We start from the raw sequence: 20,336 nt of genomic DNA, 5'->3' as shown, positions 1-20,336 counted from the left end.
ATATTCTAACGAAGGAGTTTACGACATGGACGCAGAAGCCGCAAAGCTGCTCGGTGCTGGCCTGGCCGCGATCGGTGCGGGCATCGCTGCCCTCGGTGTGGGCAACGTGTTCAGCGCGTTCCTCGAAGGTGCGCTGCGCAATCCGGGTGCTGCTGATGGCCAGCAGGGCCGTCTGTTCATCGGTTTCGCCGCGGCGGAACTTCTGGGTCTGCTGGCGTTCGTTATCGCCATGATCCTGGTGTTCGTGGCCTGACACATATTGGGTGCGGGCAGGGCGGCTTCATGCTGGCCCGCCCGCATCCCCCCAAATTGACCGCGCCCTGATCGGACGGATAGATATGCCTCAAATCGCGCAAATCGCCGAAACCTACTCCAGCCAGATTTTCTGGTTGCTGTTGACCTTCGGCTTCGTGTTCTTCGTCATCGGCCTCGGCATGGTGCCCAAGGTTCAGGGTACGGCGGACGCGCGCGACGCGAAGATCAGTGGTGATCTGGACGCGGCCAAGGCCGCCTTCGCCCGCGCCGACGAAGCGGAAGCCGACTATCGCGTCCGTGACGCGCAAAGCCGTGCCGCCGCCCAGGCGATGCTGGTTCAGGCCAAGGCGCAAGCCGCCAAGGCATCCGAAACCAAACTCGCTGCCGCCGACGCTGAAGTCGCCGCCAAGATCGCGGCCGCCGAAGCCCGGATCAAGGCCGCCAGCGATGCCGCTCTGGCAGAAATTGAAACCGTCGCTGCCGATGCGGCACGCGACATGGTGGCCCGTATCGCTGGCGTGCAAGCGTCGGACGATGCAGCCCGCAACGCAGTAAAGGCGGCACTGGCCCATGGCTGAGGCAGCAGCACAGCATTCGGCGGAAACGCCCCCGAACCTTGAACAGGCAATCCATGCCGAAGGGCTGGAGCCGGTTGGCACCGTCGCGCACGAAGGCGTCGCGCCCCATAGCGATCCCAAGGCTGTCGGCATGGATGCCACCGCCTGGGTCAGCCTGGCTATGGCGGCCTTCATCGCCATCCTTCTGTTCAAGAAGGTTCCCGCGCTGATCGGCAGCGTGCTTGACGGGCGGATCGCACAGATCAAGGCGCAACTCGCCGAAGCCTCCAAGCTGCGTGCCGAGGCCGATGCGCTCAAGGCCGAATATGAGGCGAAACTCGCCGCCGCTGCGGGTGAGGCCGAAGCGATGCGCAAGTCCGCCGAGCATGAGGCCGAAACCCTGCTGGAGGACGCCCGCACCGCTGCCGCCGATCTGGTCGTCCGTCGCCAGAAAATGGCTGAGGACAAGATTGGCGCCGCCGAACGCGCTGCCATCACCGCCATCCGCGCCCGCGCCGTCAACGCCGCAACCACGGCAGCGGCCAGCCTGATCGCACAGGGCCATGATGCCAGCGCCGACAAGGCTCTGGTCGATAGCGCCATCAAGGGTCTCGGCCCGGTCGTCTGATCGCGCCACGCCAGACAAATGTAAAAGGGCCGGGCGCAATCCCGGCCCTTTTGCGTTGGCAGGTCCACCCCCGCGGGCTGAGAAATCGCGCATGACGTTTTGTTATTTCTACAACGTCATCCTGAACTTGTTTCAGGATCCATCGTACCCCAAACACTGCCGCCGCGTGTGACGAGAAATGGATGCTGAAACAAGTTCAGCATGACGATGAAGGCAAGGGCAGTTTCATAGGCGCGATAGCTCTGCCGGAGGGGCGATGGGTTCCCTGTGGCCATCACCCCAACCGCCCCCATTGCGATCCCCACCCGGCCCGCTATCTCATCCCCATGTCGCAACCCCAATCCCCCGACCGGTTTAACGAGGACAAGGCCAGCTACACGGTGCGCGGGTCCGGCGCGCCGGACATCGATGCGGGGGTGGAGGCGATCCGTACCACGCTGCGAACCCTGCCGATCCGGCCCGGCGTCTATCGGATGCACGACGCCCGCGGCGACGTCCTCTATGTCGGCAAGGCCCGCGCGCTCAAGAATCGCGTCGCCAACTATACCCAGGTCGATCGGCTTCCCCGCCGCCTGCAACGCATGGTCGCCCAGACCCGCTCCATGACCATCGTGACCACCAACAGCGAGGCCGAAGCCCTGCTGCTGGAGGCGCAACTCATCAAGCGCTACCGCCCGCCCTACAATGTGCTGTTGCGCGACGATAAAAGCTTCCCCTTCATCCTGCTGCGGGAGGATCATGCCTTTCCCCGCGTCCAGAAACATCGCGGCGCGCGCAAGGCGAAGGGCCGCTATTATGGTCCTTTCGCCAGCGCTGGGTCGGTCACCCGCACCATCAACGCGCTACAGAAGCTCTTTCTGCTGCGCTCCTGCACCGACAGCTTCTTCGCCAATCGCTCGCGCCCCTGCCTGCTCTATCAAATCAAGCGCTGCTCCGCCCCCTGCGTCGATCGCATCGACCCGGAAGGCTATGCCGAACTGGTCCGTGACGCGCAGGATTTCCTGGGTGGCAAGTCGACCAAGGTGCAGCAGAAACTCGGCACCGCGATGCAGGCTGCGTCCGATGCAATGGATTTCGAGCAGGCCGCCGTCATCCGCGATCGCCTCAAAGCGCTGACCTTCATTCAGGGCAGCCAGGCGATCAACGCCGAAGGCCTTGGCGACGCCGACATTTTCGCATTGGCGCAAAAGGGTGGCGCAATGTGCATCCAGGCCTTCTTCATTCGTGGCGGCCAGAATTGGGGCCATCGCAGCTTCTTCCCCGTCCACACCAACGAAGTGGCGGAGGACGAGGTGCTGGCCAGCTTCATGGCCCAGTTTTACGAGGAAGTGCCGCCGCCCAAGCTGGTCCTGGCCGACCGCGCGCCCGCCGAATGCGAATTGATGGCGCAGGCGCTCAGCGAACGGATCGGCAGCAAGGTCCGCATCGAAGTCCCCCAGCGCGGCGATCGCACCCGCCTGATCAAACAGGCGCAACGCAACGCGGTGGAGGCGCTGGACCGCCGCCTCGCCGAAACCACCAGCCAGGGCAAGATCCTCGACGAGATGGTCGAGATGTTCGGGCTGGACGCTGTGCCGGACCGTATCGAAATCTACGACAACAGCCATATTCAGGGCGCTCATGCCCTTGGCGCGATGGTCGTCGCGGGGCCGGAGGGGTTCCGCAAAAACGCCTATCGCAAGTTCAACATGAAGAACCCCGAAATCTCCAACGACGATTTCGCGATGATGCGCGAAATGTTCGAACGCCGCTTTGGCCGCGCCCAGCGCGAAGACCCTGATCGCGACAGCGGCGAATGGCCCGATCTGGTGCTGATTGACGGCGGCAAGGGCCAGCTATCGGCCGCCCGCGCAATGCTGGAGGAAATGGGCATAGAGGACGTCACCATGATCGGCGTCGCCAAGGGGCCGCATCATGGCCGAGACGGGCGGGAAGTGTTTCACCTGATGGATGGCCGCGAACTGACGCTGCCGGTCAATCATCCGGTCCTCTTCTACCTCCAGCGCCTGCGCGACGAAGCCCATCGCTTCGCCATCGGCGCCCACCGTGCCAAGCGCAGCAAGGCGATCACCGTGTCGTCGCTGGACGAAGTTCCGGGCATCGGGCCCGCCCGCAAGAAAGCCCTGCTCATGCATTTCGGCACCGCCCGCGCCGTCCGCGACGCGGCGCTGGAGGATCTGGCCCGCGCGCCGGGTGTTTCAAAAGCGGTGGCGCAGCAGGTCTATGATTATTTTCATGGCTGATCCCGGTGGGGGCGCATAGCGCATGTCGATCCTCGCGACCCCTGCGATCATCTGCTCGCTGCGCCAGCATGGCGAACATGGCGCGATTGCGCGGTTGCTGACGCCCGACCATGGCCTGATCGCGGGCTATGTGCGGGGCGGGCGATCCCGCGCGATGCGTCCAGTGCTGCTCCCCGGCAATAGCGTCGCGGCGACCTTCCGCGCCCGGACGGAGGAACAACTCGCCAGCCTGACCGTCGAACTGGCGCACAGCCGCGCGCCGCTTCATGCCGAACCTTTGCCTGCCGCCGCGATCGACTGGGCCTGCGCACTGACCGCCATCGCCCTGCCGGAAGGGACGCCCTATCCTGCGCTTCATTCCGCGCTCGATGGCGTGCTGGGCGCGGTGGAGGCTGCCCCTGCGGCCCGTGGCTGGGCGGTGGCGCTGGTTCGCTACGAACTGCTGCTGCTCGCCGAACTGGGCTTCGGCCTTGATCTGACGCGCTGCGCTGCGACGGGCGATGCCACCGATCTCGCCTTCGTCAGCCCGCGCAGCGCGGCGGCGGTCAGCCGGGCAGGGGCCATCGGCTATGAAAGCCTGCTCCTGCCGCTTCCCTCCTTCCTGCTGGAAGGCGGCACCGGCGAATGGGGCCAGATACTCGACGGCTTGCGCCTGACCGGCTTCTTCCTCGAACGCTCCATCCTCACCGACTGGCGTGCCGATGTGCTGGCAGCAAGGGAAAGGCTGGTCGAAAGGCTCAAAAGGGCGGTTGCGTGAAACCTCCTGTCTCCATAAGGGATCGCCACGCAATATAAGGAGTGCCCGCCCATGTTGATCGCCCTGTTCCCCGGAGACGGCATCGGTCCCGAAATCGTCGATCAGGCCAAGCGCGTGCTGGATGCGCTGGCGATCGACGGGCTGACCTATGAACAGGGGCTGGTCGGCGGCGCGGCCTATAAGGCGGTCGGCCATCCGCTCCCGCCCGAAACGCTGGAACTGGCCCGGCGCGCCGACGCCATCCTGTTCGGCGCGGTCGGTGATCCCGATTGCGACGCCCTTGAACGCCATTTGCGGCCCGAACAGGCGATCTTGGGCCTGCGCAAGGAACTCGGCCTCTTTTCCAACCTGCGCCCGGCCAGGGTATTCCCCGAACTGGCCGGCGAATCCGCCCTCAAGCCCGAAGTTGCCAGCGCGATCGACCTGCTGATCGTCCGGGAAACCAATGGCGACGTCTATTTCGGCGAAAAGGGCTTCCGCACCACGGCCGACGGCCTGCGCGAAGGCTATGACATCATGTCGTACAACGAAGCCGAAGTGCGCCGCATCGCCCATAGCGGCTTTCAGGCAGCACAGGCGCGGCGCGGCAAGCTGTGTTCGGTGGACAAGGCCAATGTGCTGGAAACCAGCCAGCTTTGGCGCGACGTGGTGATAGAGGTATCGGCGGACTATCCCGACGTGGCGCTCAGCCATATGTATGTGGACAATGCCGCGATGCAGCTGGTCCGCAACCCCGGCCAGTTCGATGTCATCGTCACCGGCAATCTGTTCGGCGACATTTTGTCCGATCAGGCCAGCATGTGCGTCGGCTCCATCGGCATGCTGGCGTCCGCCACGCTCAACGGCAGCGGGCAGGGGCTGTACGAGCCGATCCACGGGTCCGCCCCTGACATTGCGGGCACTGGAAAGGCCAATCCGCTGGCCACCATCCTGTCCGCCGCGATGATGCTGCGCTATTCGCTCGGCCTCGGCGCGCAGGCCGATCGTATCGAGGCGGCCGTGGCCAAGGCTCTGGCCAACGGCGCGCGCAGCGCCGACCTGGGCGGCGCCATGACCACGGTCGAAATGGGCGATGCGGTGCTGGCGGTTCTTTGACAGGCCACCACCGCCCTTAAGATTTCGTCGCCCCGTCGTTCTTAAAAGAAAACGGGGACGCAACGAATGACGATTATATTGAAGCAGGATCATGACGCCTTGCGCGCCATGATGCACGATTTCGCGCATGTCTTGCGCACGCGCGGTTCCGACGCTCTGCCGGACATAGCGCGCAGGCGTATCTCTTTTTCCCAGCTGTTCCGTCAACATATGGGGCGAGAGGACGCCCGCGCCCTGGACCTGCGGAACGGCCGTCAGGCGGCGCAGGCCGATCCGGTCCTGCGCGAACATGGCCGGGCAATCCGCATCCTGTTCCTGCGCTACAGCGACCATATCAAATATTGGACGCCAACAGTGATCAAGGGGAGTTGGGACGACTATCTTGCGGCGGTGCTGGTGCTGCAAGGCGAATTGGCCGATCGGATGGCGTGGGAAGAACGGTGCCTCTATCCACTGATAGATGCGCAGCCACGCGGGGCAGCCTGACGCGCGACTGAATGCTGACATTTCCTCAGGGTCAGAACCGGACTGCCGGCGGCAGTTCAGGGCCAATTTCATCGCAAAGGTTCTGTCCTGTTCCCGGCGCCCGGCTTATTGCGGCTGTCATGACAGATTTCTCCCTTGCTTCGCTCCGTTCCGCCGCCGCGATGGTCCATGCCCAGGTGCCGCCAACCCCGCAATATGCCTGGCCGCTGCTGTCCGCGCGCGCGGGATGCGAACTCTGGGTAAAGCATGAAAATCACACGCCTACCGGGGCGTTCAAGGTGCGCGGGGCGATAACCTATATCGACTGGCTCCGCCGCACGCACCCGCATGTCACCGGCATCATCACCGCAACCCGTGGCAATCATGGGCAGGCGCAGGTCCGCGCCGCCACTGCCGCGGGGCTCAAGGCCACCATTGTCGTCCCCCACGGCAATGCGCTGGAAAAAAATGCGGCGATGCGGGCGTTCGGCGCAACCCTGATCGAACATGGCCATGATTTCGACAGCGCCAAGGCCGAAGCGCTCCGCCTGTCTGCCGAGCAGGGGCTTTTCATGGTCCCGGCCTATCATGACGAACTGGTCCGGGGAGTCGCCAGCTATGGGCTGGAACTGTTCGATGCGGTGCCGGACCTCGACACGGTTTACGTCCCCGTCGGCTGCGGTTCCGGCCTCTGCGGCACCATCGCGGCGCGCGATGCGCTGGGCCTCGCGACCAAGGTCGTCGGCGTCGTCTCCGCCCATGTCGATGCCGCCAAGCGCTCGTTCGAGGCGGGCAGGCTGCTCGCCAGCCCCACCGCCTACACTTTTGCCGATGGCGTGGCGGTATGCACGCCGGTACAGGCCGCGCTCGATTATTTCGGCCCCCGCGCCGACCGCTTCGTCGCTGTGACCGACGATGAAGTCGCTGCCGCAATCCGCCATTATTGGCAGGACACGCATAATCTGGCCGAAGGGGCAGGGGCCGTCGCGCTTGCCGCCGCGCTTCAGGAAAAGGAAGCGATGCGGGGCAAGAAGGTTGCAGTTATCCTGTCTGGCGGTAATGGCGACATGAGCCAGATGGCCGAAATATTGGGCGGCGCCACCCCCGTGGTGCGGCAGGACATGCGGAAAGCGATATGAAGCGGAAAAGCGGCCAAAACCCGGATATCACCAAAAACTGGAAGCCTGCCACGCTGGCGATCCGGGGCGGCACCGCGCGCAGCGAATGGGGCGAAACCTCCGAAGCGCTCTTCCTGACCAGCGGCTACAGCTATGACCGGGCGGAGGACGCCGCCGCACGCTTTGCTGGCGAACAGCAGGGCATGACCTATTCGCGCCTCCAGAACCCGACCGTGGAGATGCTGGAACAGCGGATCGCCCTGCTCGAAGGGGCGGAAGCCTGCCGCGCCACCGCCACCGGCATGGCGGCGATGACGGCGGCGCTGCTCTGCCAGTTGTCGGCGGGCGACCATGTCGTTGCGGCGAAAGCGGCCTTTGGCTCGTGCCGCTGGCTGACCGACACGCTGCTACCCAAATTCGGGATCGAAACGACCACGATCGACGCACGCGATACCGCCGCATGGGAAGCGGCGATCCGGCCGAACACCAAGGTGTTTTTCTTCGAAACCCCCGCAAATCCGACCATGGATGTGGTGGACTTGCGCGCCGTCTGCGCCATTGCCAAAGCGCATGGCATCACCAGCGTCGTCGACAATGCCTTCGCCTCGCCAGCGCTCCAGCGGCCCATGGAATTTGGCGCGGATGTCGTGGCCTATAGCGCGACCAAGATGATGGACGGGCAGGGCCGGGTGCTCGCGGGCGCGGTCTGCGGCACGCGTGAATGGATCGACAATGTCCTGCTGCCGTTCCACCGCAACACCGGCCCGACGCTCAGTGCCTTCAACGCTTGGGTGGTGCTGAAGGGGCTGGAAACGCTGGACCTTCGCATCCGCCGCCAGAGCGAAAATGCGCTGAAGGTCGCCGCCTTCCTTGAAGGCCGCGTGGCGAAAGTCCTGTATCCCGGCCTTCCAAGCCACCCCCAGCACGCATTGGCCATGTCGCAAATGGCGATGGCCGGTCCCATCTTCTCGCTCTATGTCGGCGGTGGCCGGGCCGAAGCGCACGGCCTGCTCAACGGGCTCGAACTGGTCGACATCAGCAACAATATCGGCGACTCGCGGTCGCTCATGACCCATCCGGCCTCCACCACCCATTTCGGCATGGCCGAAGCGGCGCGGCTGGAAGTCGGCATTACCGAAGATATGCTCCGCCTGAATGTGGGCCTGGAGGATGCTGACGACGTCATTGCCGATCTTGATCGCGCTCTCACGTCGATAGGGCGTTGACGGGAGGCATCGGCCAAGCGCATCTCAGCATCATGAACGCGCTTTTCCCCTTCCACGCGACGACGCGCGATGTGACTGTTCATGTCGCCGTCTCCTTCCTGCCCGAACAGTCGGAGCCGGACCGGGGCCGCTGGTTCTGGGCCTATCATATCCGCATCGAAAATCACGGCGACCTGCCGGTGCAACTGCTCAGCCGCCACTGGATCATTACCGACGGGCGGGGCGTCCAGCACCGTGTCGACGGCGACGGCGTGGTCGGTGAACAGCCGGTGGTGCAGCCGGGCAAAAGCTATGATTATGTGTCGGGTTGCCCGCTCAATACGCCCACCGGATCGATGATGGGCAATTATCAGATGATCGGCGTGGGCGGCGAAACCTTTGAGGTGGCGATTCCGCATTTCGCCCTCATCGCCCCGGCGGTCGCCGAATGAAGCGCACCCATTTGCCGCTGAACGGCCTGCGCGTGCTGGACGCAGCCGCCCGCCATCTGTCCTTCACCCGCGCGGCTGATGAACTGGCGGTCACGCCCGCCGCCGTTGGCCAGCAGATTCGCGCGCTGGAGGATCTGCTGGGCGTCGTCCTGTTCCGCCGCACGCCCAAGGGGCTGGAACTGACCCCGGAAACCGAAGGCGGCCTGGACGCGCTGCGCGCCGGCTTTCTGGAATTTGAGGAAGCCGTCCGCGCCATGCAGGCGGGTCAGTCCAGCAGCGCCCTCACCATTGCGGCGCCGCGCGACATCACCGCGAAATGGCTTCAGCCGCGTCTGGCCGCCTACGCCGCCAGCCAGCCCGGCCTGACCTTCTCTCTGGTTGCGGCTGACGAGATGCTCGATTTCACCGAAGCCAATCTCGATGTCGCGCTGCGCCTGTCCGACCGGGTCGGGGAGCATGAGGGCGTCCAATTGGGCGAGCCGCTGTTCGTTACCGTAGAGGCGGCCAATGGCGGCCCGGACCAGCGCATCGAATGGCCCGGCTGCCCGTCGAGCGATCAGCCTGCCAGCATCCGTGTGGCTGACGCCGGGCTGGCGATCGAGGCCGCCGCGACTGGCTTTGGCCGTGCCAGCGTGCCCCTGTTGTTGGCAGAGGCGGATTTGACCGCCGGACGCATCCGTCAGGTCGGCGACGCCGTTGCTTCGCCGCTGTCATACTGGCTGATCGCCCCGCTACCGCAATGGCGTCAGAAGAAGGTGAAGGCTTTGGTGGAAGCGCTGACGCGCTGATATTGCGATGAGGATAGGTGATATGCGTGGCATGGCCGGATGGACGAGCAGCGTTCTGGCGTTCGCGCTGGTCGCCTGTTCCGGCGGCGAAGATTCGCCCGCAAATGATGCAAGGACGCAGACCGTCGCGCAAAATGCCGCAGGCAATGCTGCTGGTGCGCCTGTTCCCGATGCCAACGCTGTAGGGAATGTCGCAGAGCCGGAAGCCGACAGTTCAGTGTCGACCATCTATGGCGATTGCTATCTCAGGATCGACGGCAAGGTCTATCTCGACATCAAGAAGGATTGCCCGATGGTGTCGTTGCATGACGGCAATGGCAGTCTGATCCTGAATTCTGATGGCGAGCATCAGGTCAAAACCTATTTCGCCTATCTGACACCCAATGGAGACGGTACCGCTGGCGCGTCATGGAATGAAGAGCCCGGCGTCACCCATGCCCAGGCGCTGTTGTCCGAAAATCTCAAGCGAGACGGCGCCTGCTGGTTCGACAGTCGTGTCAGGATTTGCGCCACCCAGCGCTGAAGCGGGGAGCGTCAGCTCACCTCGTCGGGTCGCAACCGCCGCAATTTCGGTGCGGTTTCCATCTGTGCTGCATCTTTAATATCCACCCGCAAATCCTCGCGCATCTGATGGATGGATGCGATCACTGGCCCCATCGCCACGCCCAGATCGACCAGCGCAGTCTCGGCCAGTTGCAGCGAGCTTTCCAGCGTCTCCGGCACTGCATCGCTCGCACCCGCCTTGTAAAGCTGCGCGGCATGACTGGTATCGCGCGCGCGGGCGATGATCGGCAGATCCGGTACCCATCCACGAACCCGCCGGGTCAGCCGGACGGACAGGACCGGGTCGTCCATCGTCAGGATCAGCGCGCGGGCATGGCCCAGCCGCAGCTTGTCCAGCATTTCCACGCGCGCCACGTCGCCGAATAATATGGGATAACCCGCCCGCCGCGCTTCCGCGACGACATCGGGGTCCGATTCGACAACGATGAAACGCTGCTTGTGGGTCTTGAGCAGGTCGCACACCATCCGTCCGACCCGGCCAAAGCCGATGACGACCGCTGCTGCCTCGGCATGCTCCTCGCTCGCTTCGGGCAGTTCTTCGCCCAGCGCCATTTCCAGTCGGCGGGCGACATCATGGCCAATCCGCGCCAGCAATGGCGTGATGGTCAGGCCAATGGCGGTGACGATCTGCCAGAAGGCGGCGGTCGACGGCAGGATCAGTTGCGCGGCCGCTGCGGTCGACAGCACGATCAGGGTGGTTTCCGAAGGGCTGGACATCAGCACGCCAACCTCCAGCGCTACGCCCTTGCGCGCCCCGGAAAAATAGAGCAGCGCGGCGGTCACCAGCGTCTTGGCCAGCACCACGCCCGCCACCGCCAGCACCAGGCTGGGCCAGTTGGCCAGGATCACGCGAATGTCCAGGCTCATGCCGACCGTGATCAGGAATACGCCCAGCGCCAGCCCCTTGAACGGGGCGGTGATGACCTCGACCTCGCCATGATAATCGGTTTCGGCGATCATCAGTCCGGCCAGCAGCGCTCCCACGATCGGCGACAGGCCCGCGATGGACGTCGCCAGGCTGGATACGATGACGACCAGCAGGCTCGCGGCGAGAAACACCTCCGGGCTTTTCGTCCGCGCCGCCTGGCTGAAAATATGTGGCAGGAACAGGCGGCCCAGCACCAGCATGATCGCGATGGTGATGCCGCCGCGCATCAGCGTGCTCATCATCTCGCCCCACGCCCCGTCGGGACTGGCCGCGACGGACGGCGCCAGCGCGCCGAGCATGAAGATGATCGGCACCAGCGCCAGATCCTCGAACAGCAGCATCGAAAATGCGGCTTTCCCGACGGCGCTCTGGGTGGCGACCATCGGCAGCACCACGGCGGTGGAGGACAGCGCCAGCGCCAACCCCAGACCGACTGCGCCTGCGGTCGGTTGGCCCAAGGCGTAGAGGCCGAGCGCAATCAGCGCCCCGCTGCACAGCAATTCCGCCGCGCCCACGCCGAACACCTGCGCCCGCATCGTCCATAGCCGCTTGAAGCTCAGTTCCAGCCCGATGGAAAACAGCAATAATATGACGCCCAGTTCCGCAAATGGCTCGATCGCCGCGCGGTTGGAAATGGTGACATGATAGAGCCAGGGATATTGCCCGACCAGAGCGCCCAGGCCAGCCGGGCCGACCGCCAGCCCGACCAGGATGAACCCGATCACCGGACTGATGCGAAAGCGCGCAAATCCGGGAATAACCAGCCCCGCCGCGCCAAGGATAACGAGGGAGTCGCTGAAACTATGGGGATCAATCGCACCGGCCATGTCGCCATCATTGCGGCAAGTCGGTGGAATATCCAGCCTTTTGGTAGAAAAATGCCGTTACGGCAATTCGCCAAGCTCCGCGCGGATGCCGGTTCGAAATCGGGGATTTGAGAGAAAATGGTGCGGACGGCGGGACTTGAACCCGCATTTCCAGGGGAAGGCGGATTTTAAGGCCGCATTTTATCTCATATTTTCAATCCATCTTCCGACAGGTTTTTGATTTGTTCACGCATGGATCCCTGCGGCCTGTAGCGTTTTGTCGGAATGGCGCGTGGTCCGCTGCGGGCGTCCGCCTTCCCGCTTCGCGTTGGGAAAATGTCGCAATATTCGTCGCGTGGCGGCTGGGGCGGCAAGCGAAGTTCGGGCTTTGCTTTCGGCTGGGGCAGGGTGGGCGTTGACCCGTCGAGCGTGATGCGAGCAACGGCGCCCCATGTCTCGGCGCGTTGAAATATCGCCCTGGCGACCGCGACTTGCCCGGCGATCTCATCCGCGCTGTCCGGCCAGGCGTAACCGATCTGGATTCCGCGAGCCGAATAGATCCCGACCGCAGCATGGCCACCGACGATCGCGCGCTCGCGGCGGAGTTCGAGCACTTCACCCGGCCGGCACTCCGCGATCTCGGCCCGGCGGGCGGGGCCGAGCTGGGCGAATTCTGCACCAATGACGATGAGCGATGTGGAGCCTCGGAACATGTCATGAACATAAGCGCCGACGTGGCCTATCGCAATGGTGGATCATCTGGCCGGCATTCAGCTATAGACCTCCCAGCCGTGCCACGTTGCGACCGCAACCACTGCCCCTTCACGTTTGTCATTCGATTATTAGCTGCGTGGACCGATTGTCGTGGTCACGGAAATGATGGGGGTGCATATGTTGCTTCGCTCCTCTTCGCTTAAGGCACTGAAATCTATAGCAGGTCCGTAAGCGTCTTTAGCTGACATGTCGTGACCTTCGGCGCGCGCGACTAGGTTAGCGCCCAGAGGTTGTGGAACAAGCGAGCAAACATCCTCGGAAATTCCGGAGGCCACGTTGAGCAGTCCGAGGCCCACCAGACGGGAAATCACATCACCAAGATCTGTGGGGTTGGAGCAACCACTTTGCGCAAGAACCATCTCCAAAGCGTATTTGTTTCCGTAGAATGCCACACCTCGATTCTCGGATAAATTAATGCACCTCGGTGGGGTCATAGACATCGCGATGATCCGAACGCATTCTGGAGACAAACTTTCAAGTATCTGCATGAACAGGAGCGATTTCTTCGCGCTTTCTTCCGATCGCGATGATCCGGCCAGCAAACCAGCCCAAACATTTTGGATATCGTCGTCTTCTATTTGGCTGGCGCTCTCGACTGCCAAAGTCAGCAATCTCGGCGCAAGCCGAGGATTTTCAATATTTAGCGCTTCGATCATGCGTGCTACTTTAGGCTCGTATTTTGCAAAATTCTGGGCACGCCAGCCTCTAATTTTATCTTGAATGAGCAGGCCCATCTCATTCGCACCGGGCTGACAAAGACTACTGAGGAAACTACCCAAGCCCTTTGTTCCAGCTTCTAAGAGCCTGTCAGTCGTATCTGCCAACGTGCTCAAAGCAGGCACATCGATTTGAAGCTTAAAGTCAGGATCGTCCGGCATGATACCCTCGAAGCAATTGGACACCTTGTGTAGCATAAGGCGCAAACCTTCCAAGCTCTGCATAATCCGGGATTTCCGGCGCTCCCCGTGTAAACCGGACGAAATTGCGCTTCTTTTAAACCAATAGCTTGGCACCGCGTTGTAAGCCGTCAGCGACGTGGAGGAGTGTGCTGATGGTTGATCCGAAGCATCTGACGGATGAAGCTTTGATCCGGCTGTGGCAGCAAGTCGAAGATCCCGAAAACCTCAGCGACGATGAGCAAGCGGTGATCGACGAAATGGAACGGCGCGGCACCGATTTTTAAAACAGTGCCGGACCCGTCGACGCAGATTTGCTCTTGAACCACGGCGCATCGGTTGCTTCCACGATCATGCGATCGGCCGGATAGGGTCGATCAAACTGATATAGATCCTTCAGCGGCGCAGTCAGCCATGTGTCCCAATCCTGCGGATCAAGGATGACCGGCGAACGGTCGTGGATGTCGGCCAGCTCCGGCGCATTGTCGGTCATCACGCCGGTATAGACCGCGCCCCATTCATCGCTCTGGGTCCAAAGCCCCGCCCAGGCAAAGATGGGCTGATCCTTCACCGACAACCATGTTTCGGTCATGCGGCCCGGTTGGCCCACAGCTTCCGCGAATCGTGCCGTCGGGATCAGGCAGCGCTGGCGCGGTTCGGCGGCCCAGCGCTTCCAGAACGACCCCAGCTTGTCGAAGCGTGCATTATTGACCGGCTTGGGCTTGAGCGGCTGACCGCTCTTGCCGCGCAGCGAGACTGGGAAACCCCATGTCATCTGTTCCAGTACCAGGCCGTCGCCATCCATGCGTACGACGCTGCCCGGCGCTTTGGGATGCACCTGCAACGGCCCATCATTGAACCGCGCGCCGATCCGCGCGCCGAACAGTTGCAGCACCTTTTGCGTATCGCCGCGCTCAGCCCGATTGCACATGGTCGGGAAGGTGGTTTGCGACAGGCCGCCTGTCAACGCGCTTGACCCGACTCGCGCTGATGTTCTCATTACGTTCTCATGAGCAAGGCCACCATCACCTACGACCCGTTCGTCGTGCGCCAATGGACGCTTCCCACCGAAGCCTATTCTATCGCGCACCTGTTCCGGGAAGGATTGCTTGGCGAAGCCTATCCCGAAGAGCGCGGGATTTTGCGCATCGATCTGGAACCGGACGTTCCTGTCGTCCTGCCCGTCGATTGGGTCGACCGGTTGCTGAAAATCGCAATCGACCGCGGCGCGCAGGATTTCACGGAGCGCCGCCTGTTCGATTATATCGCGCATGAAATCGGCAGGGCCAAGGCTTAGGCAGGGCTTATCACTGCTTTTCAGCCATACACTTCGACCAGCCGCGCCATCTGCCCCACACGCATGTTACGAGCCAGCAGGCAATCATCCCTGCCAATTGCCTGCTGGTGCCGCAATAATCTTCCCCGACTGATTAAACGTGGGTGCGAAATTACCAGCGATTGGCCCGTCCCATGCGCCCCAACGCATCCATGTTTTCTGATCCTGCAGGCCGATGAGCGTATTGCGTTCGACCGCGCCGGAACCGGTAAAGGCGATGCCATTATAGAGCGTGCCGTGAAGGACGTTATGCCGGATGCTCAGGCCCTCATAGTTCAGCCGACCGGCATAGGTGCGGCAAAAGATGCCCTGCACAGCCTGCCCGGCACCACGCCAGATGCGATTGTTGCTGATCGTGACACCGCGCGTTGGCTTAACCGCATCGGTCGCGCCTTGGATCGCGTCGGGGTGAGTTGCCTCTCCACCGACCGTCCCGGGGTAAAAGTCCCAGAAGTGGTTGCCGTCGATCATCAGGCCGTCTGCACCTTCCTGGATGCGAATGCCGTCTTTCCGAATGTCATGAAACCGATTGCGGAGCGCATTGAAGTTAGAGCAGCTGCGCAGGGCCAGCGCCAGATTGCAGTCGAAAAACTCGCTATTCTCGACAAAACCGTCTGCGATATTGTGGAAGGTGAGGGCCGTGGCATCGGGCGACGATACCTTGACCCGGCGTGCGCTGATCGCCGTCGAAGCATAGCCCGCAACGCTGGTGCCAAGCGTCACGCCCTCGAAATGCAACCCCCGGCACCCGCGCACGTCGAAGCTTAGCGCGCCGTTGACGATGCTGACCGCCTTGTCGAAGGCGTAGCCTTTGAGCAGAACCTTGCCCAGCGCGGCACCGTCGAGGTCGATGACTTCGCCACCTGTGCATTTCGCGAGGGCGGCTTTCAGTTCGTTCGCGGTCATACGTAAGCGCCTCTACTGTCAGCCCTGCTTGATTGTGGGCGAGCGGTTCCAGCAAGGTCGAACGGCAACACGGCATCAGCCGCCGCCTTGCACGGGCTACCAGATTGCAACGTGTATGTTCCGCCACCCGCGCCGCCAGTTGGCCCGCTGGTCGTGCTCGCAGGGGCGGTGAACAGCGGGTCATTGCGGATGCTGTTGGACGTGCCGTAGTTGGGGTTAAGGCCCGCATATTGCTGCGCGAAGCTAGCGCCTTGCCCGACCAGATCGCCGTTAGCGGCCTTGAACTGCGTAAAATTATCCGTGCAGCCAACGCCATACTCAAAGGCCAAATTGCCCAGACGTGTGCCGTCCATAACAAACACATCGCCTTTGGTGTTTAGCTGGACGAAGATGTTGCCGTGATTGCGGCAGAATTTGGTAGTGCGGGGCGTCGCGCCTTCGTCGTAGCAGTGATTAGAGCGGCCATGATCGTTGAAGCCTGCAAGGGTGTTGTTGGCAAACAAGATATTGCTGGCACCTGCGGATGAATTATCCGGCGATATAGCGGTTTGCGTGTTCGCTGTTGCGCTGACATATTCAATGACGTTCTGGACGCAGGCCTGACCGTCGCCAGTAGCGCCGAAAGGCCCGCCCGTGTTTTCGACGCCCCATAGCTTGTTGAACGCAATGATGCGCCCATTGTTGTTGTCAGTCGATCCTGTGCGACGGATGGTGGAGCCTACAAGCAAATAGCCTTCAAGATTGCGCACCGCGCCTGTGTTGTTGAGGAACACTCCGCGCCAAACCCGCCATTGCCCGTTGCCGCTGGGGCCAACGAATTGAGCGGTTTCGCCCGTGAGCGTCATCCCATAAATGTACCCATCGCTGTTTGAAAACATGGTGGACGCCTGCGCGTTATTGTCAAACTCGACATTATCGAGAAAGATTTCCAGCCGGGTTCCAGCCTCACCCGTCCATGCGCTTGTCGCTGTACGCTGCACCCGAAGGTTTCTAATGATAAGACAGCCAGTCGTGATCGGTGCCGTGAGCGTCCCGCCAGAACCAAGTCGTGGGCGGGGAGCGCCAGCGGTCAGGCGAGCGTCGGCCATCGCTATATCGGGGTCACGCTCAACGATAAGCGCCGCCACCTTTTGCGTTTTAGCAACCGCCGCGCCGGACCCCAGGGCGATGTCGCCGCCCGCCATGATGCGGATGCGGCAACCGTCCACGCCGGTCGTAGCCGAATAAGCGGCCTGTAATGCGTCCAGCGCGCCGGTCATCGTAAGGTATGGCGATGCCTTCGCGGTCGCTGCCGTGGTCGAAATAACGCCCGTGCTATTGTTCCCGGTTGGCGACACATAGGCGAGAGGTGGTGCAGCTTCCAGTGTCGTGTTCTTGAGGAAATAGCGCGGCGAAAATTCACGCGAGCGCGAGACATCTGCGCCTTTCAGGACAGACGCTGCCGCGCCGACATGCGGGTACACTTCCGCGTTGACCGTCACCATCGCGTTGTTTGTCAGCGTCGAAATATCCGTCGTCGGCAGGGCATAAACGATCACCGCGTTCTGATCCCCGGCGCGCCCCGACACGGTAGGCGTGGACACCACGACATTGATCGTCGTCGTCCCGTCTGTGATTACGAATTTGACAGCCGCGACCTGTTTGCCGGCCCGCATGTAGTAGTGGAAGGCCACCAACTCGACCGGATATGCCGAGCCGCCTATACTGTTGCCGACAACCAGGCGATCAGGCGATACCCAATTCGCGACTGGCTTGGGGCTGGCTTCCGCGCTGTTATTGGCGGCCCCGGAAACTGTGTCAGTAGACAGGAGATAATCTGACAGCGCGACAGTGAGGGGCGTCAGGCTGGCTTGATTGGGGTATGGCTGGCGTACGCGCGTGGTGACGTAAAGGGTGTCACTAACCGTTACCGGGCTGGCACTGGCATCATAACCCTGCCGGGACACGGCGAACGGAACTGGCGACGGGATCGATGGCGTTGAAGCGTAATCCGCCTGGAAGCCGTCTGCTCCGATCGCGCTAATAGGGGCGGGCGCAGGCTCAGGCGCTGCACCCGCCGCCCCCAAAACGCCCATGGTGCCAAGCGTGAGCGCGCCCACATCGCCCAGACAGCCGAGCATCAGACGGCATCCTTGATGGCGACTTTCTCGCCCGCCACCGTGACCGCGAAGGAGCGCGGCTGATTGGCGAGCACAAGGTGCCCGGTGTCGGACGCGGCAGTGGGATCAGTTCCGAATTTGACCCAGACGTCACCCTTGGGCACGATCGTCCAGAAACGCGCCCTTAACAGGGTCGGCCCGGCCGCCACGATCGAGGATTGCGCTGTCTCTTATACACATCTAGATGTGTATAAGAGACAGAGTCCATATCACTCTCTGCAATGTGCAGGCGCGGGCCGATACCGGCGCTACCATGCCGATCCCCGATAGCGTCGAAGGCGCGGCCGCCACGATCGAGGCTTGCGCGCTCGTGCCCGATCTCTCGATCGTGTCGGCCGCGCCTTCGACGCTGTCGGGGATCGGCATGGTAGCGCCGGTATCGGCACGCGCCTGCACATTGCAGAGAGTGATATGGACTAGGGCCATCAATATGTCCTTTCAGGGGAAGAGAGGGGCGTTAGCGCACGTCCATCGGGCAGACCCGCGCGACGACGCGCTCGGCCAGCGCCAGGGCGGCCTTCGCGTTGGGGCATGTTGCGTAGGGGTGGACCGTGGTGCAGCCGCCCAGCAACAGCAGCAGGGGGAACAGGCGGATCACCAGTCTACCCCCCGCCGAAATGCACGAATGACGAAGGGCGCGGCGACCGCGATGATCGCCAGCGGAAAGCTGACAAAGCCCGCGATGAAGAGGCCGATGCTGGCCATCACTTCTTCGCCAGCTTGCGTGTGCTGATCTGCCCCCAGACCAGCGGCACGACAACCAGCGCGACAGCGCCCAGCATCTCGACCGTGTCAGCGCCCAGCCAGCCCTTGCCGATGGCATAGCCGCCCACGATCAGCACGACCTGGCGCACCCCGGCCGCAATTTGTGTAGTGGTGACGTCGTTCATTTTTCGTCCTTTCCATCAAATTCAGGGATGTCGACCGTCTGGCCCGCCAGCGCATGGGTGCAATCAGTCAGAAACTGGATGCGTCCGTCAGTCACGAAACTGTGGCACACAGCTGGCGGGGCGTTTTTGCCATCGCCTCGGTCTTGCCCGGCGTCAGGTCCGTTGTAGGTGATCAGTACCGAGGGTGAGAGGGTCGGCAGATCGAGGCTACCGTTCCATTGCCAAGTGTTGGCGCCATTCACACTGCAAACGTGCTGAGCGTTGCAGCCGGGACAGCGAAAGGCGAGACGGTCGGTATTGGATTTTATCAAGACCGCGCGGTCGCCTCGCTGGATTTCTGGGCGGCTCATGCCTCATTCCTCGACACCGGCGCGCCGTTGGCGTTCAGCTTCACCGGCCCGCCGATCACCGGCCAGCCTCTGGGCCAGCGCCGGGCAATGCACCGGGATTTGGCGATGCGCATGATGGTGACGGCATCGCCCTGGTTGCCGCCAAGGACATGATAGTGGGTAGCGTCCTCGCCTACATAGAAGGCAACATGGCCGCCGCCCGCCCGTTCGAACACCAGGATGGCACCGGGGGCGAGGCGATCGGCGGCGATGGCACTGCCCCATGTTGCCCAGGCCTTGGCGCGCACCGCGATCGGTGGTGGCGTAATGCCGGAAGCCTGCACCGCATGGGCGCAGAAGAGGCCGCACCAGGGGATGCTGTCGGCATTGTAGATCATGCCCAGCGCCTTGGCGCCGAGCTGTTTCGCCCAGCCAAGGATAGAGGCACTGTTGGCGCTCCCGGCTGCTTCGCGCGTGCCAAGGAGCGCCCGCGCGGCCATAAGCCACGCCGGATCAGTCGAACCCATGCTTTTTCTCCATGAAAAAGGGCGCCCGCAGCGCCCGTGGAACGTTCCGTCCCTCACCCCGTTGGTTTATGAAAAGGAGAGGAATATGAACATCATCGAAAGGCGGCCTCCGCCGCCGCCCCGTGCGATGCAGGGCATGGCAAACGGCGTTCTTCTGTCGGTCGCCATCTGGAGCGCCGTCGCGGCACTCGTCTCTATCGTCTAAGTTCCGTCTCGCTGGCGGTCGATCAATCGATCATACGCTGCAACGGCAGCGCCCATCTGTCGGTTCTGACCCTCGCCATCCACAACGGCGCGCAGTCGCGCCAGGTCGGCCTCGGTTTTCATCTTAGACCGGTGGCATTCTTCCACTTCGCGCTCCAGCCGGTCGATGCGCTCGTCTGATTTTTCCAGCCGGGCCTCCAGGACCAGCCGATAGCTTTTCCAGCTCTGATCCAGTTCCGCCCGCTGCTTGTCATTGTCAGCGGAGGCGCGATCCGCACGGCCTGTCAGCCAAAGGATCAGCCAGCGCATCATGTACAGCCCACCGCCAAGGCTGAAGCCGCCCGCCGCCACCTGGGCGACGTCGCCCGCCAGTCCCGTCTCGTCCATTCGGTCATACTTTCGGTTTCAATTAATGGGGGGGGAGGGGCACCCGCTTCCTTCAGGAAACCGCTCT

At 62.7% G+C, this 20,336-nt stretch carries 27 protein-coding genes; 14 read left to right on the top strand and 13 right to left on the bottom strand.

Features of this window, described 5'->3' with window-relative positions; all coding sequences use genetic code 11:
* Nucleotides 1-25 precede the first annotated feature (25 nt).
* The 12 genes from FE851_RS08145 (at nt 26) to FE851_RS08090 (ending at nt 10,086) form a co-directional block, all read left to right on the top strand.
* Nucleotides 26-253 carry a F0F1 ATP synthase subunit C gene (locus tag FE851_RS08145; RefSeq protein WP_006961951.1) on the top strand — a complete coding sequence of 76 codons (228 nt, stop codon included), beginning with the start codon at nt 26-28 and terminating at the stop codon, nt 251-253.
* Nucleotides 254-338: 85 nt separating this feature from the next.
* Complete coding sequence (locus FE851_RS08140; RefSeq protein WP_017182709.1) at nt 339-833, top strand: H+-transporting two-sector ATPase subunit B/B'; 495 nt, start codon at nt 339-341, stop codon at nt 831-833.
* Nucleotides 826-1,440, top strand: coding sequence for an ATP synthase subunit B (locus tag FE851_RS08135; protein WP_019051995.1), 615 nt, complete (start codon nt 826-828; stop codon nt 1,438-1,440). Before FE851_RS08140 ends, FE851_RS08135 begins: the two co-directional genes overlap by 8 nt.
* Before the next feature lie 326 nt (nt 1,441-1,766).
* Nucleotides 1,767-3,683, top strand: a complete 1,917-nt coding sequence (uvrC, locus tag FE851_RS08130) for an excinuclease ABC subunit UvrC (protein ID WP_145204241.1) — start codon at nt 1,767-1,769, stop codon at nt 3,681-3,683.
* A 22-nt stretch (nt 3,684-3,705) separates the two neighbouring features.
* Nucleotides 3,706-4,440 (top strand): DNA repair protein RecO, encoded by a 735-nt coding sequence (gene recO / locus FE851_RS08125; protein WP_145201476.1) that lies wholly within the window; start codon nt 3,706-3,708, stop codon nt 4,438-4,440.
* Nucleotides 4,441-4,491: 51 nt separating this feature from the next.
* Nucleotides 4,492-5,535, top strand: a complete 1,044-nt coding sequence (gene leuB, locus FE851_RS08120; RefSeq protein WP_145201473.1) for a 3-isopropylmalate dehydrogenase — start codon at nt 4,492-4,494, stop codon at nt 5,533-5,535.
* 66 nt (nt 5,536-5,601) lie between these two features.
* Nucleotides 5,602-6,021, top strand: a complete 420-nt coding sequence (locus tag FE851_RS08115) for a hemerythrin domain-containing protein (RefSeq protein ID WP_017182703.1) — start codon at nt 5,602-5,604, stop codon at nt 6,019-6,021.
* A 119-nt stretch (nt 6,022-6,140) separates the two neighbouring features.
* On the top strand, nt 6,141-7,139 hold the full coding sequence (locus tag FE851_RS08110; RefSeq protein WP_145201470.1) for a threonine dehydratase: 999 nt from the start codon (nt 6,141-6,143) through the stop codon (nt 7,137-7,139).
* On the top strand, nt 7,136-8,344 hold the full coding sequence (gene metZ / locus FE851_RS08105) for an O-succinylhomoserine sulfhydrylase (RefSeq protein ID WP_017182701.1): 1,209 nt from the start codon (nt 7,136-7,138) through the stop codon (nt 8,342-8,344). Before FE851_RS08110 ends, metZ begins: the two co-directional genes overlap by 4 nt.
* 32 nt (nt 8,345-8,376) lie before the next feature.
* Nucleotides 8,377-8,775, top strand: coding sequence for a Co2+/Mg2+ efflux protein ApaG (apaG, locus tag FE851_RS08100; RefSeq protein ID WP_026149484.1), 399 nt, complete (start codon nt 8,377-8,379; stop codon nt 8,773-8,775).
* On the top strand, nt 8,772-9,563 hold the full coding sequence (locus tag FE851_RS08095; protein WP_017182699.1) for a LysR family transcriptional regulator: 792 nt from the start codon (nt 8,772-8,774) through the stop codon (nt 9,561-9,563). Before apaG ends, FE851_RS08095 begins: the two co-directional genes overlap by 4 nt.
* A 22-nt stretch (nt 9,564-9,585) precedes the next feature.
* Nucleotides 9,586-10,086 (top strand): hypothetical protein, encoded by a 501-nt coding sequence (locus FE851_RS08090; protein ID WP_261370878.1) that lies wholly within the window; start codon nt 9,586-9,588, stop codon nt 10,084-10,086.
* 11 nt (nt 10,087-10,097) lie between these two features.
* Here FE851_RS08090 and FE851_RS08085 read toward each other — a convergent pair whose 3' ends face one another.
* From FE851_RS08085 to FE851_RS08075, 3 genes are all read right to left on the bottom strand, one after another.
* Entirely contained in the window at nt 10,098-11,882 is a 1,785-nt protein-coding gene (locus tag FE851_RS08085) for a cation:proton antiporter (RefSeq protein ID WP_145201464.1), read from the bottom strand.
* A 185-nt stretch (nt 11,883-12,067) separates the two neighbouring features.
* Nucleotides 12,068-12,574 (bottom strand): hypothetical protein, encoded by a 507-nt coding sequence (locus FE851_RS08080; RefSeq protein ID WP_145201461.1) that lies wholly within the window; start codon nt 12,572-12,574, stop codon nt 12,068-12,070.
* Between the two features lie 129 nt (nt 12,575-12,703).
* Nucleotides 12,704-13,513, bottom strand: a complete 810-nt coding sequence (locus FE851_RS08075) for a hypothetical protein (RefSeq protein WP_145201458.1) — start codon at nt 13,511-13,513, stop codon at nt 12,704-12,706.
* 173 nt (nt 13,514-13,686) lie between these two features.
* Between FE851_RS08075 and FE851_RS26685 the strand changes: the two genes are divergently transcribed.
* Entirely contained in the window at nt 13,687-13,818 is a 132-nt protein-coding gene (locus FE851_RS26685; protein WP_261370877.1) for a hypothetical protein, read from the top strand.
* On the opposite strand, the gene FE851_RS08070 is transcribed toward FE851_RS26685, so the two are convergent.
* A complete protein-coding gene (locus FE851_RS08070) occupies nt 13,815-14,531 on the bottom strand; it encodes an SOS response-associated peptidase (RefSeq protein WP_261370876.1) in 717 nt (238 codons plus the stop codon). The genes FE851_RS26685 and FE851_RS08070 overlap by 4 nt on opposite strands.
* 9 nt (nt 14,532-14,540) lie before the next feature.
* Here FE851_RS08070 and FE851_RS08065 point away from each other — a divergent pair, with 9 nt between their 5' ends.
* Nucleotides 14,541-14,828: a hypothetical protein gene (locus FE851_RS08065; protein ID WP_145201455.1), complete on the top strand. Its 288-nt coding sequence runs from the start codon at nt 14,541-14,543 to the stop codon at nt 14,826-14,828.
* An 84-nt stretch (nt 14,829-14,912) separates the two neighbouring features.
* On the opposite strand, the gene FE851_RS08060 is transcribed toward FE851_RS08065, so the two are convergent.
* The 9 genes from FE851_RS08060 to FE851_RS08025 form a co-directional block, all read right to left on the bottom strand.
* Complete coding sequence (locus tag FE851_RS08060; RefSeq protein WP_145201452.1) at nt 14,913-15,773, bottom strand: right-handed parallel beta-helix repeat-containing protein; 861 nt, start codon at nt 15,771-15,773, stop codon at nt 14,913-14,915.
* Complete coding sequence (locus FE851_RS08055) at nt 15,770-17,893, bottom strand: hypothetical protein (protein WP_145201449.1); 2,124 nt, start codon at nt 17,891-17,893, stop codon at nt 15,770-15,772. Before FE851_RS08055 ends, FE851_RS08060 begins: the two co-directional genes overlap by 4 nt.
* Nucleotides 17,893-18,081 (bottom strand): hypothetical protein, encoded by a 189-nt coding sequence (locus FE851_RS08050; RefSeq protein WP_145201446.1) that lies wholly within the window; start codon nt 18,079-18,081, stop codon nt 17,893-17,895. The genes FE851_RS08055 and FE851_RS08050 overlap by 1 nt, the downstream gene beginning before the upstream one ends.
* Nucleotides 18,082-18,112: 31 nt before the next feature.
* Nucleotides 18,113-18,358, bottom strand: a complete 246-nt coding sequence (locus FE851_RS08045; RefSeq protein WP_145201443.1) for a hypothetical protein — start codon at nt 18,356-18,358, stop codon at nt 18,113-18,115.
* Between the two features lie 31 nt (nt 18,359-18,389).
* Nucleotides 18,390-18,530: a hypothetical protein gene (locus FE851_RS26050; protein ID WP_186378776.1), complete on the bottom strand. Its 141-nt coding sequence runs from the start codon at nt 18,528-18,530 to the stop codon at nt 18,390-18,392.
* 106 nt (nt 18,531-18,636) lie between these two features.
* Nucleotides 18,637-18,822 carry a hypothetical protein gene (locus FE851_RS08040; RefSeq protein WP_145201440.1) on the bottom strand — a complete coding sequence of 62 codons (186 nt, stop codon included), beginning with the start codon at nt 18,820-18,822 and terminating at the stop codon, nt 18,637-18,639.
* Nucleotides 18,819-19,172, bottom strand: a complete 354-nt coding sequence (locus tag FE851_RS08035; protein ID WP_145201437.1) for a DUF6527 family protein — start codon at nt 19,170-19,172, stop codon at nt 18,819-18,821. The genes FE851_RS08040 and FE851_RS08035 overlap by 4 nt, the downstream gene beginning before the upstream one ends.
* The gene (locus tag FE851_RS08030; protein WP_145201434.1) at nt 19,169-19,678 is read right to left on the bottom strand and encodes a TIGR02594 family protein; all 510 of its coding nucleotides are present in this window, start codon (nt 19,676-19,678) and stop codon (nt 19,169-19,171) included. Before FE851_RS08030 ends, FE851_RS08035 begins: the two co-directional genes overlap by 4 nt.
* A 201-nt stretch (nt 19,679-19,879) precedes the next feature.
* Nucleotides 19,880-20,269, bottom strand: a complete 390-nt coding sequence (locus FE851_RS08025) for a hypothetical protein (RefSeq protein ID WP_145201431.1) — start codon at nt 20,267-20,269, stop codon at nt 19,880-19,882.
* Nucleotides 20,270-20,336: the final 67 nt, after the last annotated feature.

Origin of the sequence: Sphingobium sp. B2 (assembly GCF_007693735.1) — a bacterium.
GTDB classification, from domain to species: Bacteria; Pseudomonadota; Alphaproteobacteria; order Sphingomonadales; family Sphingomonadaceae; genus Sphingobium; species Sphingobium xenophagum.
The sequence above is the reverse complement of the archived record's forward strand: the minus strand, read 5'-3'. Positions and strand labels throughout refer to the sequence as shown.